21 protein-coding genes are annotated in these 16,744 nt (G+C 68.4%); 11 read left to right on the top strand and 10 right to left on the bottom strand.

Annotated features, from left to right (window positions below; genetic code table 11):
* Window positions 1-24 precede the first annotated feature (24 nt).
* From AB0F51_RS28675 to AB0F51_RS28665, 3 genes are all read right to left on the bottom strand, one after another.
* The gene (locus tag AB0F51_RS28675) at window positions 25-582 is read right to left on the bottom strand and encodes a Uma2 family endonuclease (protein WP_360284886.1); all 558 of its coding nucleotides are present in this window, start codon (window positions 580-582) and stop codon (window positions 25-27) included.
* 72 nt (window positions 583-654) lie between these two features.
* Window positions 655-1,200, bottom strand: a complete 546-nt coding sequence (locus AB0F51_RS28670; protein ID WP_360284884.1) for a Uma2 family endonuclease — start codon at window positions 1,198-1,200, stop codon at window positions 655-657.
* A gap of 121 nt (window positions 1,201-1,321) precedes the next feature.
* On the bottom strand, window positions 1,322-1,861 hold the full coding sequence (locus AB0F51_RS28665) for a Uma2 family endonuclease (protein ID WP_360284882.1): 540 nt from the start codon (window positions 1,859-1,861) through the stop codon (window positions 1,322-1,324).
* A 150-nt stretch (window positions 1,862-2,011) separates the two neighbouring features.
* On the opposite strand from AB0F51_RS28665, the gene AB0F51_RS28660 reads away from it, so the two are divergent.
* The 3 genes from AB0F51_RS28660 (at window position 2,012) to AB0F51_RS28650 (ending at window position 3,887) form a co-directional block, all read left to right on the top strand.
* Window positions 2,012-2,530, top strand: a complete 519-nt coding sequence (locus tag AB0F51_RS28660) for a GNAT family N-acetyltransferase (protein ID WP_360284880.1) — start codon at window positions 2,012-2,014, stop codon at window positions 2,528-2,530.
* Between the two features lie 74 nt (window positions 2,531-2,604).
* Window positions 2,605-3,285, top strand: a complete 681-nt coding sequence (locus tag AB0F51_RS28655) for a GPP34 family phosphoprotein (protein WP_360284878.1) — start codon at window positions 2,605-2,607, stop codon at window positions 3,283-3,285.
* 50 nt (window positions 3,286-3,335) lie between these two features.
* Complete coding sequence (locus tag AB0F51_RS28650; protein WP_360284877.1) at window positions 3,336-3,887, top strand: hypothetical protein; 552 nt, start codon at window positions 3,336-3,338, stop codon at window positions 3,885-3,887.
* Here the strand turns inward: AB0F51_RS28650 and AB0F51_RS28645 are convergent.
* Together AB0F51_RS28645 and deoD are read right to left on the bottom strand one after the other, a co-directional pair.
* On the bottom strand, window positions 3,875-4,282 hold the full coding sequence (locus tag AB0F51_RS28645) for a hypothetical protein (RefSeq protein WP_360284875.1): 408 nt from the start codon (window positions 4,280-4,282) through the stop codon (window positions 3,875-3,877). The genes AB0F51_RS28650 and AB0F51_RS28645 overlap by 13 nt on opposite strands.
* A gap of 122 nt (window positions 4,283-4,404) precedes the next feature.
* Entirely contained in the window at window positions 4,405-5,118 is a 714-nt protein-coding gene (gene deoD / locus AB0F51_RS28640) for a purine-nucleoside phosphorylase (RefSeq protein WP_360284874.1), read from the bottom strand.
* Between the two features lie 43 nt (window positions 5,119-5,161).
* On the opposite strand from deoD, the gene nudC reads away from it, so the two are divergent.
* Entirely contained in the window at window positions 5,162-6,085 is a 924-nt protein-coding gene (nudC, locus tag AB0F51_RS28635; protein WP_360284873.1) for an NAD(+) diphosphatase, read from the top strand.
* A gap of 32 nt (window positions 6,086-6,117) precedes the next feature.
* Here the strand turns inward: nudC and AB0F51_RS28630 are convergent, their stop codons facing one another.
* Window positions 6,118-6,357, bottom strand: a complete 240-nt coding sequence (locus AB0F51_RS28630; RefSeq protein ID WP_020391228.1) for a mycoredoxin — start codon at window positions 6,355-6,357, stop codon at window positions 6,118-6,120.
* A gap of 112 nt (window positions 6,358-6,469) precedes the next feature.
* Here AB0F51_RS28630 and AB0F51_RS28625 point away from each other — a divergent pair, with 112 nt between their 5' ends.
* The 4 genes from AB0F51_RS28625 (at window position 6,470) to AB0F51_RS28610 (ending at window position 9,880) form a co-directional block, all read left to right on the top strand.
* Window positions 6,470-8,590, top strand: coding sequence for an ATP-dependent DNA helicase UvrD2 (locus AB0F51_RS28625; RefSeq protein ID WP_360284871.1), 2,121 nt, complete (start codon window positions 6,470-6,472; stop codon window positions 8,588-8,590).
* 407 nt (window positions 8,591-8,997) lie between these two features.
* Window positions 8,998-9,192, top strand: coding sequence for a hypothetical protein (locus tag AB0F51_RS28620; RefSeq protein ID WP_360284869.1), 195 nt, complete (start codon window positions 8,998-9,000; stop codon window positions 9,190-9,192).
* 151 nt (window positions 9,193-9,343) lie between these two features.
* A complete protein-coding gene (locus AB0F51_RS28615) occupies window positions 9,344-9,631 on the top strand; it encodes a WhiB family transcriptional regulator (protein WP_360284867.1) in 288 nt (95 codons plus the stop codon).
* A 63-nt stretch (window positions 9,632-9,694) separates the two neighbouring features.
* Window positions 9,695-9,880, top strand: coding sequence for a hypothetical protein (locus tag AB0F51_RS28610; protein ID WP_360284866.1), 186 nt, complete (start codon window positions 9,695-9,697; stop codon window positions 9,878-9,880).
* A gap of 300 nt (window positions 9,881-10,180) precedes the next feature.
* Here the strand turns inward: AB0F51_RS28610 and AB0F51_RS28605 are convergent, their stop codons facing one another.
* On the bottom strand, window positions 10,181-12,475 hold the full coding sequence (locus tag AB0F51_RS28605) for a hypothetical protein (RefSeq protein WP_360284865.1): 2,295 nt from the start codon (window positions 12,473-12,475) through the stop codon (window positions 10,181-10,183).
* Window positions 12,476-12,512: 37 nt separating this feature from the next.
* Here AB0F51_RS28605 and AB0F51_RS28600 point away from each other — a divergent pair, with 37 nt between their 5' ends.
* Entirely contained in the window at window positions 12,513-13,022 is a 510-nt protein-coding gene (locus AB0F51_RS28600; RefSeq protein ID WP_360284864.1) for a hypothetical protein, read from the top strand.
* Here the strand turns inward: AB0F51_RS28600 and AB0F51_RS28595 are convergent.
* Window positions 12,961-13,548, bottom strand: a complete 588-nt coding sequence (locus AB0F51_RS28595) for an NUDIX hydrolase (RefSeq protein ID WP_360284863.1) — start codon at window positions 13,546-13,548, stop codon at window positions 12,961-12,963. The genes AB0F51_RS28600 and AB0F51_RS28595 overlap by 62 nt on opposite strands.
* Before the next feature lie 50 nt (window positions 13,549-13,598).
* Between AB0F51_RS28595 and AB0F51_RS28590 the strand changes: the two genes are divergently transcribed.
* Window positions 13,599-13,766: a hypothetical protein gene (locus tag AB0F51_RS28590; RefSeq protein WP_360284861.1), complete on the top strand. Its 168-nt coding sequence runs from the start codon at window positions 13,599-13,601 to the stop codon at window positions 13,764-13,766.
* A gap of 9 nt (window positions 13,767-13,775) precedes the next feature.
* Here AB0F51_RS28590 and AB0F51_RS28585 read toward each other — a convergent pair whose 3' ends face one another.
* Both AB0F51_RS28585 and AB0F51_RS28580 read right to left on the bottom strand, forming a co-directional pair.
* The gene (locus AB0F51_RS28585; RefSeq protein ID WP_360284860.1) at window positions 13,776-15,095 is read right to left on the bottom strand and encodes an AarF/ABC1/UbiB kinase family protein; all 1,320 of its coding nucleotides are present in this window, start codon (window positions 15,093-15,095) and stop codon (window positions 13,776-13,778) included.
* 139 nt (window positions 15,096-15,234) lie between these two features.
* Window positions 15,235-15,393 carry a DUF5679 domain-containing protein gene (locus AB0F51_RS28580; RefSeq protein ID WP_012922897.1) on the bottom strand — a complete coding sequence of 53 codons (159 nt, stop codon included), beginning with the start codon at window positions 15,391-15,393 and terminating at the stop codon, window positions 15,235-15,237.
* A gap of 509 nt (window positions 15,394-15,902) precedes the next feature.
* Between AB0F51_RS28580 and AB0F51_RS28575 the strand changes: the two genes are divergently transcribed.
* Window positions 15,903-16,439 carry a YgjP-like metallopeptidase domain-containing protein gene (locus AB0F51_RS28575; protein WP_360284858.1) on the top strand — a complete coding sequence of 179 codons (537 nt, stop codon included), beginning with the start codon at window positions 15,903-15,905 and terminating at the stop codon, window positions 16,437-16,439.
* Window positions 16,440-16,744 lie beyond the last annotated feature (305 nt).

Below are 16,744 nucleotides of genomic sequence, written 5' to 3'. Positions count from 1 at the left end.
GAGGTCAGCTGATCAGCTGACTCATCACCGTGCCTGATGACCGGTCCGCCGTAGCACCTCACTCGGCACCACCCGCACCGCAAACGGCAGCTGCGCGACGAACGCGTCATCGCCCTTTACCACAGCCCGCTCGACGTACCGGCCGTCCGCCAACTCCAGAACGGTGAGGATCTCGGCGTCCGGATCGAAGATCCAGTACGACGCCACGCCGGCCTCTTCGTACAGGCTCCGCTTGAGAATCAGATCCTTCGAGCGAGTCGCGGGAGAGAGGACCTCGACCGCCAGCAAGAGGGGGAGGCGAAGCGCGTCCGGCCCGGGATCGTTGCGGCTCGCCACGAGCACATCAGGCTGGAGTGACCGGCCCGATGTCGGGCGGTAGTCCATCGGCGCCTGAATAACCCAGTACTCCGGCGGGCATTTCTGCCGCAGCACATAGCTGAGCTCGGCCGCCGCCACCTGGTGCAACAGAGTCGGCGACGGCGTCACCAGGTAGATCCCGTCAACCAGCTCGTACTGACTGCCGTCGTCGGGCAGCGCGTCGAGATCCGCCACAGTGAACTGCCCCGGCTCAGTTGTCCGCATGAGCAACCTGGTGCCTTCCTCCGCTCTCACCCGACCAGCATGGCGGTGGCCGCCACAGCGCGTGGCTGGTTTCTAGTCGACGAGGTCGGCAGGAACAAAGTGGACGGGGAACGGCAGTTTGGTCTCGAAGGGCTGTTGATCGCGAACGATGGTCTGCCGGACGTAGTGCCCGTCCAATAACTCCAGGACGGTCAGCTCCACCTTCGCCGGGTCGAAGATCCAGTACGACGTGACGCCTGCCTCCTGGTACAGCCCACGCTTGAGCAAGAGATCCGTCATCCGCGTCGAGGGTGAGAGGATCTCGACGGCCAGCAGGAGGGGCTGTTCGATCGACTTCACGCCGACATCTTCCTTGCGGCAGACCAGCACATCCGGCTGCAGCGACCGCTGCGCGGTGGGCCGGTAGTCCAGCGGCGCCACGAAAACCTTCAACTCTGGAGGGCAGGCGGTGAGCAGGCGACTCCCAAGCTGCAGGACAGCTGTTTGATGGATCGGGCGCGGAGCAGGCGTCACCAGCAGCATTCCGTCCACGAGCTCGTACCGCATCCCGTCGTCCGGTAGGGCGTCGAGATCGGCCATCGTGAACTCGCCGGGCTCAAGTGTCTGCACGATCCCCATGGTGCCTCCTTTGGTGTCACCTGACCAGGATGGTGGTGGTTGATCGGCTGGCTGGGTGGTTCTGGTGATCTGCCCTGGGGGTGCCCGGAATCTGCCCGGGTGGTGGCCCGTGGGTGCCTGGCTATCTGGTCAAGGTGGCGGGGGAGAGGGTGATGGGGAAGGGGGTGGTGAGGTTGGTGGATTCCTCGGCTTGGAGGACTGCTTGGCAGGTGTAGTGGGGGCCGGTGAGTTCGAGGATGGTGAGTTCCTCGGTGTCGGGGTCGAGCAGCCAGTACGCCGGTACGCCGTACTGGGCGTAGAGCTCGCGTTTTGTCACGACGTCCATGACGCGGGTTGGCGGTGAGAGCACCTCGACGGCGAGCAGGATCTGATGGACGTACTGCGCGACGGTTGCCGGGCTGGGGCCGATGGCGTCGGTGCGGCGGCAGACGAGTAGGTCTGGGCGGAGCGACATGCGTGGGGCCGGGCGGAAGTCGAGGGAGCCGACGGCAACTAGTTGGTCCGGCGGGCAAGCCTGTTTGAGTTGGACCATCAATCCGACCACGGCCGCCTGGTGTGCCGGCGGTTGAAGGCCTGTCACCACCAGCCGCCCGTCAATCACCTCGTACCGCCGGCTGTCCGGCACCCGCCGACGCGCCCCCGCCACCACTCGCTCAATCACCCAACCAGCATCCCGGAACCCCAGCTCCCACCGCAGAAGTTATCCACAGCCACCCGCCATTCCGGATGGTTGCTGGTCCTGGTCAAATCGAGATGTTTTGCGACTCGGTCGCAGTTAGCATGGTGGCGGGATCTACTTGAGGGAGTTGAGATGAAGCTGGCCACGTACGTCGGTGTCGATGCCCTGCGGGTTGCTGATGAGGTTGAGGCGGTCTACCGCGAGGTGTTCAGCGCTCCACCCTGGAATGAAAAGCCGGCCGAGTTGGACACCTTCCGGCCGCGGTTTGAGGAGAACGTTTCTCAGACTGGGTTCCGGCTTGTCGCCGCCGTTGTCGACGGCGAAGTACGCGCATTCGGCGCCGGGTGGACGACTTCGCCGCCGTTTCGCCGGGATCGGTCGTACGGCGTGGTGTTCGACGAGTTCGGCGCGGTTCAGGTGGAGCGCGAGCTGGTCGGTGCGTTCGAGGTCGATGAGCTGGCGGTCCATCCAGAAAGCCAGGGGCTCGGTCTGGGGCGGGCCGTGTTGAATTCGCTTTCGGCGGGTGAGCCGTCCTGGTTGCTGACGGCGCACCGGGCGGTCGACACGGTCGCGTTCTATCGGCGGATCGGATGGCGGGAGTTGCGGCCGCAGGTGGCGGAGCCGCGGCTGGCGGTGTTCGTCAGCGTCTAAGGCTGGCGGGGGAGACGGCGGCTAAGCCGCGCGGCTGATGCCCCGGTACTCCGTGCCCGCCTAGCGTTAGCAACATGTTGATCGCGGAAGACCTCTTGTTGCTCCTGTACGACGACGAGAGCGGGAAGCCGATCGCCGGTTCGCCCGGGCTCGACTACGCGCTCGGTGGAGCCGTGCTGATCGAGTTGACGCTGCTCGGCAAGGTGGACATCGCCGAAGCTGGTGACCAGGTCAAGGCCGGTCGGCTGAAGGTACTGGACACCACGCCCACCGGAGACGTCGTACTCGACGAACGGCTGGCCATCCTCGCGGGCAAGCCGGGTGCCAAGCCGAAGGACCTGATGGGCAAGCTCTCGAAGAAGCTGCGCGACCAGGTGCTGGCCAAGCTGGCTGAGCGCGGTGTGCTCGAGGCTGAGAAGGGCAAGGTGCTGGGCCTGTTCCCGGTCACTCGCTGGCCGGCCAAGGACGCGCGGCACGAGGCGGAGGTCCGCAGCCAACTGGAGAACGTACTCAAGCTAGGTACCCAGCCTGACGAGCGCACCGCCGCCCTGGTCGCCTTGCTGAACGCCCTGAACGTCGTCCCGAAGGTAGTCACCGACGCGGTCGACAAGAAGGCGCTGAAGCAGCGGGCCAAGGAGATCTCGGAATCCGACTGGGCCGCGTCGGCAGTCCGCAAGGCAGTCCAGGAGATGCAGGCCGCCGTCACCGCCGCCATCGTCGTAGCCAGCACAGCAGGCTCCACCGGCAGCTCCTGACGCCCGGTATCGGGTCGGAGTGACCGGGTGGGGACTTATGGTCGGCGGTTGTGGTGACTGTCAAGCGGGTGCGGTCGGAGCCGGGTGGGTTGGTTGACCTGATGTTCACCGAGCAGGGCTGGACTGCTCGGCAGATTCAGGGGTCGCGGCCTGACCCGGCGCAGTGGTGCGCCATCGGCATGGGTGCAGCGCTTCTGCTCGCGTGGCTGGCGAGCGTGGCCGGTCTCGACTCACTGGTCAAGGTCCTGCTGATCGTCGCCGGCGTCCTGCTCGCCGCTGCCGCGATCCTGGTCGGGATCGACTTCCTCGGCACGTTGTTCGGGGTGGCGTGGATGGCCGGGTCGGCCCTCACCCGCGGTGGGCGCAGGCAGTTGCGGGCACAGGCGAAGGGGATCGCGGACGACCTCATGGAGATCACCAAGGGTCCCGAGTTCGTCGCCGCGGAACGGGTGCTGGCCGCGCGCGTAGTACCCGACATCAGAGGAACCGCCGTCGAGCTGAGGCTCGACGACGGTTCCACTCGTCGCTATCTCCGCAAGCGGGCCGGGCTGGTCGAGCCCTTCCAGCAGCTACTCGGGGAGCGGCTGAGTCACTCCGCCTGACAGTTCACCTTGCACAGCTTGTCCACCAGCGTCAGGTGCGCGCCCGGCTCGTCGGTGTCGGCCTCGGCCGACCAGTCCGCTTGCCAGTCACCTGCGGTCAGCTGGTCGGTGGGCTTGCCGCCCAGCTTGCCGAACCAGTCGATGATCGGCGTGCGCGGGTTGATGTGCGCCAGCTCGAGCGCCCGCGGCAGCTTCGCACTGATGTCCGCCGCGGCCTTCTCGATCGGGCCGTTCGCGTGCAGCGACACGACCGGCGGCCGGTTGTGGCTGCCGGTGAGTACCCAGACCGACACCGTGTCCGCAGTACAGATCGCGTACGGAGCGTCCACGCCGCACTTGTACCCGGCGCCGGTCAGCCCGCTGACCACCTCCGCCGGGGTGGCGTCCGGCAGCACCGGGTCAAGGGGCGCGCTGGACGACTGACCCGACTCGGGCGCGGCCGCCTTCTTGTCGGAACCGGAGCAGGCCGTAGTACCGATCAGCAGAGCAGTGATTGCCAGGGCGGTGGCGACCCGCTTCAGACCGGTACCTCGATCGCCGCGTCGAGGGCGATCGTGATCATCTCGGAGAAGGTGGTCTGCCGCTCCGCGGCGGTCGTCTCCTCCTTGGTGACGAGGTGGTCCGACACGGTCATGATGCCGAGCGCCCGGCGACCGAACTTGGCGGCCAGCGTGTAGAGCGCCGCGGCCTCCATCTCGATCCCCAGTACGCCGTACTCCGCCGTGCGCGACACCAGGTCCGGCCGGTCGTTGTAGAACAGGTCGCCGGAGAACACCTGGCCGACGTGCACGTTCAGCCCGGCAGCCTCGGCGGCGTCCACCGCGGCGCGCAGCAGTTGGTAGTCGGCGGTCGGCGCGTAGTCGATGCCGTGGAAGCGCAGCCGGTTCATCTGCGAGTCGGTGCTCGCGGACATCGCCACGATCACGTCGCGGACCCGCACCGCCTCGGTGAGGGCGCCACAGGTTCCGACCCGGATCAGGGTCTGGACGTCGTACTCGGCGAACAGCTCGTTGGCGTAGATCGAGGCCGACGCCTGACCCATGCCCGAGCCCTGCACGGAGATCCGCTCACCCTTGTAGGTGCCGGTGAATCCGAACATGTTCCGGATCTCGGTGTAGCAGGTGACGTCGGACAGGTAGGTCTCGGCGATCCACTTGGCCCTCAGCGGATCCCCGGGGAACAGCACGCGGGGCGCGATCTGTCCCTTCTCGGCGGCGATGTGAATACTCATGCCGGGATGCTCTCATGGTGGGCAGGCGAGATACGTTGAAGCCGTGGCTTACTCGATCGTTCCCGGTTCCCTGTCGCTGTCCCGTTCCGTGCTCGACCGAGCCGCTGACCGGCGGCGAGACGTGGAGTGGCTGGAGAAGGCCTGGGCCGCTGATGACACCCAGGTGATGCTCGTAGCCGGTGACCAGATGGCAGTGGAGGCCGACCGCAAGTCCCTGCACCTCGTGCCGCCGGCTGCCGCGCCGGACGGCACCCGGATCTTCCTGGGGATCGACCGGGTGGAGGGGGCCGGGCAGACCGCCGACGGGCGCGCAGTGTTCGCAGTACTGGTCGACGCTGAGCCGGATGAGTCGTACGCCGGGCTGCGGGAGATCGGTGGCGTACTGAACGACCGGGAGGCCGGGATGGCCGTCAACGTGGTCGGCCTGTCCAACTGGCACGCGATACACACCCACTGCGCCAACTGCGGCGCGCACACGGAGGTGGTGGACGCAGGCCACGTACGGCGCTGCCCGTCCTGCGGGCTCAGCCACTTCCCGCGCAGCGACCCGGCGATCATCGTGCTCGTCACGGACGATCAGGACCGCGCTCTGCTCGGCCGCAACGAGGCCTGGCCGGAGGGGCGCTACTCGACGCTCGCCGGCTTCGTGGAGCCGGGGGAGTCGCTGGAGGCCGCAGTACGGCGGGAGGTGTTCGAGGAGACGGGGGTGGTGATCGGCGAGGACATCCAGTACGCCGGCAGCCAGCCCTGGCCCCTCCCGTCGAGTCTCATGCTCGGCTTCTACGCCAAGGCCACCGGCTACACGATCGACGTCGACGGCGACGAGATCGCCGAAGCCAAGTGGTTCAGCCGAGCAGACCTGAAGACGCTCGTCGAGGCAGGCACCATGGCCCTCCCCGGCAACATCTCCATCTCCCGCCGCCTCATCGAAGGCTGGTACGGCGAAGAACTAACCGGCAGCTGGTAACCGGCGTGCGGGAGCGTACGTAGTACTGGGAGTTAAGCGGCGAGCTTCTCCGCGATCTGGGCGATGGACGGGTTCGTCATCGCGCTGCCGTCGGGGAAGACCACCGTCGGGACCGTCTGGTTGCCGTTGTTGACCTTCTCGACGATCTTCGCCGCGTCCGGCACCTGCTCGATGTCGACCTCGGCGAACTCGATCCCGGCCCGCTTCAGCTGGCCCTTCAGGCGGTGGCAGTAACCGCACCAAGGTGTCGAGTACATCGTGAATGCCGCCATCGTGGCTGACTCCGTCTCTGGCTGGGGGCGGGCGCGCGGAAACTGTCCGGCGTCCCGTCTAGGGTGGCTCTACCTTGTATCTGAACCCCGTCGGTCGGAGTGCTGTTCCCGCATGTCCCAGTCCGTGAGTGACATCACACAGGCCGTCGCCGGCCGCTCCGCCGACGCCTTGCTCGAGGCGCTCGACCCCGAGCAGCGCGCCGTCGCGACCGCCCTGCACGGGCCGGTCGTCGTGATGGCCGGCGCCGGCACCGGCAAGACGCGCGCGATCACCCACCGGATCGCGTACGGCGTGCGCACCGGCACCTACGACCCCGCTCGGGTGCTCGCCGTCACGTTCACCCAGCGCGCCGCGGGGGAGATGCGCGGCCGGCTCGCCCAGCTCGGCACCAACGGCGTCCAGGCCCGCACCTTCCACTCGGCCGCGCTGCGCCAGGCGCGGTACTTCTGGCCGAAGGTGTACGGCGGTGAGCTCCCGCCGATCATCGACCGGAAGTTCCCGCTCCTGACCGAGGCGGCCTCGCGCTGCCGCGTCCGCGTCGACACGCCCGCCCTGCGCGACCTGGCCGGTGAGGTCGAGTGGGCCAAGGTGAGCAACGTCCGCCCCGACGACTACGCGAAGATCGCTCCCCAGTCGGCCAGGGCGCTCGCCGCGTTCGATCCGCCCACGATCGCGCGCGTGTTCGCGGCGTACGAGGACGTGAAGCTCGAGCGCGGCCGGATCGACCTGGAAGACGTGCTGCTCTGCGCGGTCGCGCTGCTCGCCGAGGACGAGCGGGTGGCGGCTGAGATCCGCCGGCAGTACCGGACCTTCGTCGTCGACGAGTACCAGGACGTCAGCCCGCTGCAGCAGAGCCTGCTCGACCTGTGGCTCGGCGGCCGCGAGGACGTCTGTGTGGTCGGTGACCCGGCCCAGACCATCTACTCGTGGGCAGGCGCCGACCCGGAAAACCTGGTCCGCTTCGCCCAGCGCCATCCGGCCGCCCAGGTCATCAAGCTGGTCCGGGACTACCGCTCGACCCCGCAGATCGTCGAGGTCGCCAACAAGGTGCTCGACGCGGCCGGCCCGAGCGGACTGCCCGGCCGAGTCACCCTCCGTTCGCAGCGCGACCCCGGCCCAGCGCCGACCTACCGCGAGTACTCCGACGAGGTCGCGGAGGCAGACGCGGTCGCCCGAGCCATCTCCCGCCTCCAGGACTCCGGTACTGCGCTGCGCGACATCGCCGTGCTCTTCCGGACCAACGCCCAGTCGGAGAACTTCGAGCAGGCGCTGGCCGAGCGGAAGATCCCCGCGATGCTGAAGGGCGCCGAGCGGTTCTTCGAGCGCGCCGAGATCCGGCAGGCCGCAGTACTGCTGCGTGGCCAGGCCAAGGCGGGGGACTCCGGCGGGAATCTGCTCGAGACGGTGCGAGCCGTTCTCGGTGGCGCCGGCTGGACTGCCGAGCCGCCGGCCGGGACAGGAGCTGTCCGGGACCGCTGGGAGTCCCTGAGCGCGCTGGTGACGATGGCGTCCGACTTCGCGGCCGCCCACCCGGACGCTGGGATCGTGGAGCTGATGGCCGAGCTCGACCGGCGGGCCTCGATCCAGCACGCGCCGCTGGCCGAGGGCGTCACGCTCGCGACGCTGCACGCGGCGAAGGGTCTGGAGTGGAAGTGCGTCTTCATCGTCGGCGCCCATGAGGGCACGCTGCCGATCAGCTACGCCCAGACGCCGGCCCAGGTGGAGGAGGAGCGGCGGTTGTTCTATGTCGGCGTGACCCGGGCCAAGGACCAGCTCTCGATCAGCTGGTCGACCTCCCGCTCACCTGGCGGCCGAGCGTCGCGTGGGCCGACCCGCTTCCTGGACCCGATCGGCGTCCGTACTCCGCGCAGCGGTGAGCGGGAGCCGTCGCCGCGCGCCCGCAGCCAGCGGTCCGAGCGCTCGGACCTGCCGATCCCGAAGTGCCGGGTCTGCGGCCGCGGCCTCACCGAGCCGGCCGCCCGCAAACTCGGCCGCTGCGAGGACTGCCCGTCCACGATGGACCAGGCCCTGTACGACGCCCTGTTCGAGTGGCGCGCCGAGAAGGCGGCCGAGGAGTCGATGCCGGCCTTCGTGATCTTCACCGACGCGACCCTGACCGCGATCGCCGAAGCCCGCCCGACCGACGAACGCGAGCTGCTCCGGATCACCGGCATCGGCCGCACCAAGCTCGCGAAGTACGGCGAGTCCGTGCTGAACATCTGCACTCGCTGACCGTTCAGCCGTTTGATCGCCACAGCCGGCCTGCCCGATCGGGCAGAGCTGCGGCGAGCCGGTGGAAAACCCGTTGCGGGGTGGGGCAAACGGGCGCGACACTCGATGGGCAGGTTTTCTGCTGGTGGCAGACAACGGGCCTTGCCGTGGCAACTAGATGTCAAAGGCAACGGTTCCGGAGGGTGTCACCGGTGCGCCGGAGCGTGCTGGACCGGTGGATCGGCAGCAAGTTTCGGCCTCCTGGGCGGCAACTTCCGGCCAACTTCGCCAACCTGCGATAAATAGTTTGCGGCCTCCGGCGAGGTCAGCGTACTGTTCTTTCTGCGGTCGAAGGCTGGCCGAAAACTTCAAACCATAGCGATGAGCTTGCCGCTCACTTCGCCACAACGAGAGGAGGTGCCTTGGAAATGGTCAACACCACGATGAAGCCGAACAGCATCAGCGCGCTGCCGTGCGCCCCGATCCAGGGTGCCGCCCTGTCGCGTCAGCACGTCGAGACGGTTGTGGTGCTCGCTGATGGCTTTGCCCAGATCAAGGGCGGAGCTGTGGGCGATGCGAAGTACGGCGGTCAGGGTTCTCGAGCATGGAGTCCACCGGTCTGACACCCAAGTCAGCCGGCACCTCCAAGGCCGCGGAACCCTCACCAAGGGTCCCGCGGCCCTTTTGTTTGTCCCAAAGTTTGTCGGCCATCAACCGGTGGTCGTCGAAGACAGCAAGAGAACACAGCAAGACAGTCACTAGGAGGTGACCGGAATGAGCGTTAGCTTCCTCGATGCCTTCACCGAGGTTGCAACGTCGCAGGACCTGCCCTGTCGGTCCTACGCGCCAGAACTCTTCTTCGCCGAATCCCCGGCGGACGTCGAGTATGCAAAGTCTCTGTGCACCACCTGCCCACTCAAGGCCGAGTGCCTTGCCGGAGCGCTCGAGCGTTCCGAGCCGTGGGGAGTGTGGGGAGGCGAACTGTTCGTCCAGGGTGTTGTGGTTCCGCGCAAGCGGCCCCGTGGGCGTCCACGCAAGTGCGACACCGTGACCGCAGCCTGACGACCAATCCCGAATCGAGACTCCAGAACCATGACTACCCAGACTTCACCCAGGAGAGTTGAAATGCATTTACTTCAAGAAGATCTCGCACGTGCTCATTGTCGTAACATCCTGATCGACGCCGAGCAGAACCGGCGCTTCCGCCTCGCGAACCAGTTCGCCAGGGCGCAGAAGCAGGCCGAACGGGCCACGCGGCGCGCGGAGAGGGCCAGTGCAAAGGCACGCCTCACCCTCGCCCGCCTGGTCTGATCCACCCCGGCTCTCAGCCACCGGCCGGACCGTCACGGTCCGGCCGGCCTGAGCCGAAATCCAGGCTGACGCGGTCGGAGCCGATCTCCACAGACCGCTGAAGCCGCAAACCCCGGGCAGCGCAGCCCCGGAGTACTGGTAGGCGCCACCTGGTTCCGCGGGGAACCAGGTCGCCACAGACTCCGGCAGCGCCACCCGGGACACCAGCCTGACCCGCAGCGCGGACTCGTGCCGCCGCTGCCGGCCGGCAGCTGACCACCCCGAGAGGCGGCATCTAGCGGATGCCGCCTCTCGGCACGTTCACCGCGCTGGCGAGTCCGCAGCTCTGCGAGGTGAGGTCGCGGAGTACTTGGCCCGGTTGCTCGCCTGGAGCGCTGTGGCCATGAAACCCGCCGCCACGTTCCCGCTCTCCGGTGGTGCCTCGATCAGCCCGTGTTCGGCGACAAGCAGCGCAGTACGGGCGTCGAACAGGTCGGCCGGGAGCATCCGCGACGCCGCGCCGCCGACCTCGACATCCACCTGCGCGTCACCCTTGCGGCAGCTGACCCGATACCCGAGGTACTGCCGGTCGTCGCTGACCTGCACCTCGCCGTGCACCTCGTCCGCCCACGCCCGCAAGTCATCCATCGCCTGAGGGGTCCGCGCCACTCGCCCGAGGCAGCCGACGTACACGTCTCCCTCGAGCGGATTGCCCGCCGCGTCGCGCAGAATCCGCCCCTTGTCGTCGAGCATCCGTACGACGCCTCGACCGTCCTCGGTCGTGGCCGTGGCCACCATCCCGAGCCGCTTGCCCGGGACGGTCCGCAGTCGGCCCGTCGCGTTCGGATTGGCCTCGCGGTCGTGCAGCCGCCGGAGTTCGGAGTACTGCGCGTCGTTGTGCAGGACCCATGGCGCCTCGGTGCCCACCATGGTGACGGTGGAGTGCGGGTTGCCGGCCAGGATGATCTCCGTGTTCGCGATCGCGCCACCACCGATCCCCGCGATCAGCCAGTGCTGCCCGGCGGCGGGGTCGTAGCGGCCGTCGCCGATCTCGTCCCCGATCAGCACCCGCCCCGGAAGCTCCTGCCGCGCACGATCCCACGCGTCAGTGGCCTCCAACGTCGTCATCGCCCCTTCCAGGGGCGCGCCCGGAATCCCGCTGGCGCGCAGAGCCGCACACGTCTCAGCGATCTCCGGTACTCCGCTCAGAGTGGCCAAGGCGACCCCTGCCGCGCCTGGCTCGTCGCGCAGCCACCCCAATGCCTCGCGGGCCGCCTCGGCTTGCGGAGTCCGCACACCGGCCAGGTGCTCGTCGACGACCGCCAGCGCCTCGGGGATCGTCGGCACCCACCGGGATGCGCCCGGCACGATCTCGGGCGGTACACCGGTCGCGACCAACGGCGTATCGTCGACCTCCACTCGGAGTGGCGGTGAGTCGTCCAGTGGCTGGATGTCCGCGACCAGTCGGCCTGCGTCGTCGACAGAGAGCCGGGCCAGCCCGTCGATCAGGGGTCCTCGTACTGCGGCCTGGTCCTCCCAGAGCTGGATCGCCGTCAGCGGTACGCGCTCCCGCGGGCCGGCGACCTGGTACGGGTCGCCCATCCCGCTCTCGGCCAGGTGCCGCACCTGATCCACCGACTGCACGATCCCCGGGATCGGGTCGACGTGCCACCGCCCACGCCCGTCGACGACCAGGACGTCCGGGTCCCTCCCGGCCAACGCGGCGCCGCCACCGATCATCAACCGCACCTTCGGCAGGTCACCCGGGGCAAGTCCGCCCGCGAACTCCCGCAAGGACCTCAGGGTCTGGGCACTGCGCTCGTCTCGAGCCTTTGCAGCCGCCAGTGCGGCTGCTGCCAGCTCCTCGGCACCAAGCCGACCAACCGGTACTACGGCTGGCCCCCGCTCACTCGCCGGGCTCTCGCGACGCGGCTCAGCGCTCTGCGGCAGCGCGCTCTGCGCCTGGAGCAGCCGGAGTGAAGCCGCACTCAACCGAGGCTCGACCACCAGCAGCCGCTGGAAGCGCGACCTGCGCCGTTGCTCGTCCTCTCCGGTGGTCGGCCGGAGCCCGAGGTGATCCAGCTCGGCCGTGAACGCATCCCGGGCGGCCTGCTGAGCCTGCTCATCCAGAGCCGGATCCGCCGCCTGTGCCGCCAGCCAGTCCAGCTGTGCGAGTCGCCCGAAGTCGCGGTCTGAAAGCAGGCCCGGAGCCGACACACCAACCGCAGTACTGTCGAGCAGGTCCCGCCGGACCGCAGGTGCTCCGACATCGGCTCGCCACCGCACGGCTAGCAACTCCGACACACCCGCGGCCAGCATCGGCCCCTCTTGCTCGGGAGTCAGTTGGTCGGACAGCTGGATCACGTGGTTGTCCGAAGTCGTGTTGGCGAACACCCGCATTAGCTGCCCGGCCGGAAGCGGTACTGCGTCCAGCCGGACCGTCAGCTCGCGGCCGTACTCGTCGACTGCCCCGAAGGTGTAGTTCCCGACCTCGTCCGGGCCGGTCGGGCGCAACGACTCAGCGACCCGCAGCGCTGCCAGTACGGCCGGCCAGCGGCGCACCGCCCGAGCGCGGATGCGTTCCGCCTGCTCGGTCCGGATCATCAGGTCGTCCACCGGCGAAATAGTAAGCCGAAAGAGTAGGCTCGGCCGGGTGTTGACGGCGCGTTCGGTCCAGGAGGCCGGTCTCTATGTCGAGCTTCACCCGTGTGACTGCGGCGCGGCAGGCGAGCTGACCTTCAGCATGATCGAGCGGGACGGCATCCCGGTGGCGCGGTACGAAGGCGTCTGCCCGGCCTGTGGACGGACCCGGCGATTCGAGTTCGCGATTCCGGCGGAGCCGGTGCCCGGCCGGGCGTATGGCGGTGAGCAGCCGTCCGCGATCATCGATGCGGGCGAATTCCTCTGGTACAGCGACCGCGCCGCGGAACGGGCTGCCTCCACCAATCCGGCCGATGCGCGGGGCCGGTCGGCCTTGGATGGCGCGATCGCGGCGCTGGACGAAGTACTGAAATTCATCCCGGCCGGTGCCGATGCGGTTCCCCGGGAGGTCATCGGCTCGGAGCTGGGGCAGGCCGTTTACGACGCCAATCCCGATCGCTTCACGCGTGAGCGGCTGAACTACCGCCGGGGACTCCTGCAGGACGCTCGCGCGCAGGGGTGAAGGTTGCCTGCAGCAGCGTTTGTTGCAGGCCCAGCAGGGTGATTCCGCTGACGATCTCCTGCCGCGCGATCAGGCCCGGTACGTCGGCCAGCGGCAGCCACTCGATCCGGTCCGACTCGTTCTGTTCGACCGGTTCGCCGACGTACGCCGCGCTGGTCGCCCGGTACACGTGATGCGTGCAGTCCATGATCCCGGCACCCGGTTGGGAACGGATCAGTTCGGTGAGCGGACCTGGCCGCCAGCCGGTCTCCTCCTCGACCTCCCGTGCCCCTGCCTCGGCCGGAGTCTCGCCCGGCTCCACGATTCCCATCGGCAGTTCCCACGCCCAGGTGTCGGTCAGGAACCGGTGCCGCCACAGCAGCAGTACCCGCTCCTCGGCGTCGGTGACGACCACTGCGGCGACATCGCTCAGCCGAACAGCGTCGTACCCGACCCGCTTTCCATCCGGCTGCTCGACGTCCAGCCGGCTCACCCTCAGCCAGGGACTGCTCCACACCGTCTGCTCACCATGTACCAGCCACCGCATGCCCGGGAGCCTAGCTGTGGTCCGTGATCTGCTCGGAGCACACTGGGGATATGTCCAATGCCATCTGCTCCCTCTGCGGCCAGGAAGCCGACACCGAAGAGCCGCCGCTGACCTGGGTGACCTCACTCGAGAACGGCCGCAAGCTGCTGTACTGCGACCGCTGCGCCCGCGAGAACGTCCGCAGTATCGAGGGGAAGCTCGACAGCGCTTGGTGGTGACCGGCTGAGTCAGTCGGTGAAGCCCGGCAGGAACTCCTCGAGCACCGACCGGAACGGTGCTTCGGCCTCCAGCTGGGACAGGACGGCGATGCCACCGATCCAGACCCGATGGATCAGCAGGTACGACGGGGGCAGGTTGATCTTGAGTGCCATCGAGGCGTTGGGGGAGCGGAAGTCGCTGGTCCGGTTCGCCTGGGCGCGCATCCACGCCCGGCTGAACTGGAACGTCTCGGCCCGCGCGGGTTCCGCGAACGGCGACAGGTAGTCCATCAGCTGCTCGGGGTCGATCTCCATCCGCGGCTTGATGAAGCCCTCCGCGCGCAACCCCTCCAGTACTGCGTCGCCGTCGCCCTCCAGCGAGATCCGCAACAGCCGGCCGATCGCAGGCGGCAACCCGTCCGGTAGCCGGGCGCAGAGCCCGAAGTCGACCACGCCGAGCCGTCCGTCCGGCATCACCCGGAAGTTGCCGGGATGCGGGTCGGAGTGCAGCAGTCCGGCCAGCAGCGGCCCGCTGAACATGAACCGGACGTACTTCAGCCCGATCTCGTCCCGCTCCTCCTTGCTGCCCTCGGTGATCACCTTCGACAGCGGCGTGCCCTCGATCCACTCGGACACGATGACGGTGGGGGAGTGCTTGATGACCCGCGGTACGACGAACTCGGGGTGGTCCTTGAACGCATCGGCGTACTGCTGCTGGGCCTGTGCCTCGCGGTCGTAGTCGAGCTCCTCGCCGATGCGCTCCTGCAGCTCCGCGACCAGCGGCTTCATGTCGACGCCGGGGACCAGCGCGCCGAAGGTCCGGGCGAAGCGCCCGAGCTGTTTGAGGTCGGCCCGCAACGCCTCGGCGGCGCCCGGGTACTGGAGTTTCACCGCGACCTCGCGGCCGTCCTTGAGGATGCCGCGATGCACCTGGCCGATCGACGCGGCCGCTGCGGGCAGGTCGTCGAACTCCTCGAACCGGTCGCGCCAGCGTTTGCCCAGCTCACGGGACAGGATGGTGTGCACGGTCGAGGCCGGCATCGGGGGCGCGGAGTCCTGCAACTTGGTCAGCGTGGCCCGGTACGGCGCCGCGAGTTCCTCGGGCATCGCCGATTCCATCAGGCTCAGCATCTGGCCGAACTTCATCGCGCCGCCCTTGAGCTCACCCAGGACGGAGAACAGCTGGTCCGCGGTACGGCGCTGGAACTCGGCCATCACCGTCTCGGCCGGTGCACCGCCGATCCGGCGGCCCAGTCCGACTGTCGCGCGGCCCGCGGCACCCAGCGGCAGACTGGCCAGCTTCGCGGTACGGCTGAGGGCCTTGCGGGGGAGGTCGGACACGCTCCCCATTCTGTCGGGTCGGCCAAGCGGCAGACCCCTCGGGGCACCGCGAGTCTTGTCACAACCGGCTGCGTCACATCCGGCGGTGAACGACGGAGGGGCGGTGGTGGACCCGAAGGTCGCACCACCGCCCCCACGACTTGGTGCGTCAGGCCTTGCCGAGGATCCGGTTCAGGTTCGTACCGCACTCGGGGCACTTGGCCTTGGCCATGCGCGTGCCCTTGTCGTTGACCTTGACCTCGCCGTCGGCGGTGCGCTTGGCCTTGCACTTGACGCAGTAGAACTCGCCGCTCCAGGTCTCTGCCATGAGGGCCCTCTCCTTGCTTCGAATACCAGCCGGGGCATTGACCCCGGCCGTCGTGGATGCTAACGGCAGATCGTCCTGCCGTAGGCCGTTCGGCCCAGTCGGGATTCACCCTACGGCAGGCTGGCAGTCGCTCAAGTCCACCTCGGGCTCCGCGTGCCGCGTGGAAATCGCTTTCCGTGGTCCTGGCTGACGCGGAACAGGCTCCCGGGTGTCCGCCTTCGGAACCGCTCGGCTTCCCCTCCGAGCGGCCCCGGAGGCGGTCCGGGAGCCTGCTGAATCCGACGCTAGGAGGTGGTGGGCATGCTGGCAAGCCCCGGTTGTCCACCCCTGTGGATAAACCTGTGGGCAAGCTGTGGGGCGCGCCGGGCGACACTGTGGACGAACGGGGGAACAGGGTGTGAACAACCGGCGTCCACGGATTCGACAATTGGGGTCTGACCTGCGCAAACGTCAATTCACAGGATGTGGACAGAAGAAAGTTGGTGGATTCAGGCGGTACGGTCTGACTCATGGCCGACTCTCCACCGCGCCCGATCCCGCCCTATGTGGACATCCGCCGCAGCAAGCGGCGCAAGCGGACCGTCAGCGCCTACCGGGACGGCGAGCGGGTGATCGTGCTGATGCCCGATCGGCTGTCCGCCACCGAGGAGGCGCGGTGGGTGGAAACCATGCTGCAACGGCTGGAGAAGCAGCGCAGCCGATCCCGCGTGTCGGACGAAAAATTGTTGGCCAGAGCACACGATCTCGCGTGTCGCCACCTGCCCGAAGTGCCCGAACCTGCGTCAGTCAGGTGGGTTTCGAACCAGAATCGACGCTGGGGCTCCTGCACCCCCGCCGACCGCTCGATCCGCCTGTCGACCCGTTTGCAGTCCATGCCGTCCTGGGTGGTCGACTACGTCCTGGTCCATGAATTGGCCCACCTGATCGAGCCATCCCACAACGCCAACTTCTGGAACCTGGTCCACCGCTACCCCAAGGCCGAACGAGCCGAGGGCTACCTAGAAGGCATCTCAGCCGCCACCACCCAACCCCCCGAAGACTTCTAACCCCACCCCCTCCACCCACCCAAGTCGCCCGCCCCACCCCCGGCTCCTGGAGCACCCCCGCGCCCTCGCCCCCCGGCCCACCACTGCACGCGCCGGGCACCCTTCCCGTACACCCGCTGGGCACCCCACCGGGCACCCCCGTACCCCCGCCGGGCCGCCGCGTCTCGCCCGCTCGCCCCGCCCCTCGGGCATCCCGCACCCCCTCCCGGGCACACCCGCCCCGGGCAGCCTCTGCCCCCGCCGGCCGGCCCGCCCGCTCGCCTCCGCGCTCGCTCGCCTGCCCGCTCGCTCGCCTGCCCGCTCGC

Source organism: Kribbella sp. NPDC023855, from assembly GCF_040639475.1.
Taxonomy (GTDB): Bacteria; Actinomycetota; Actinomycetes; order Propionibacteriales; family Kribbellaceae; genus Kribbella.
Note: the sequence above shows the minus strand (reverse complement) of the source record. Positions and strands in the feature narration are given on the sequence as shown.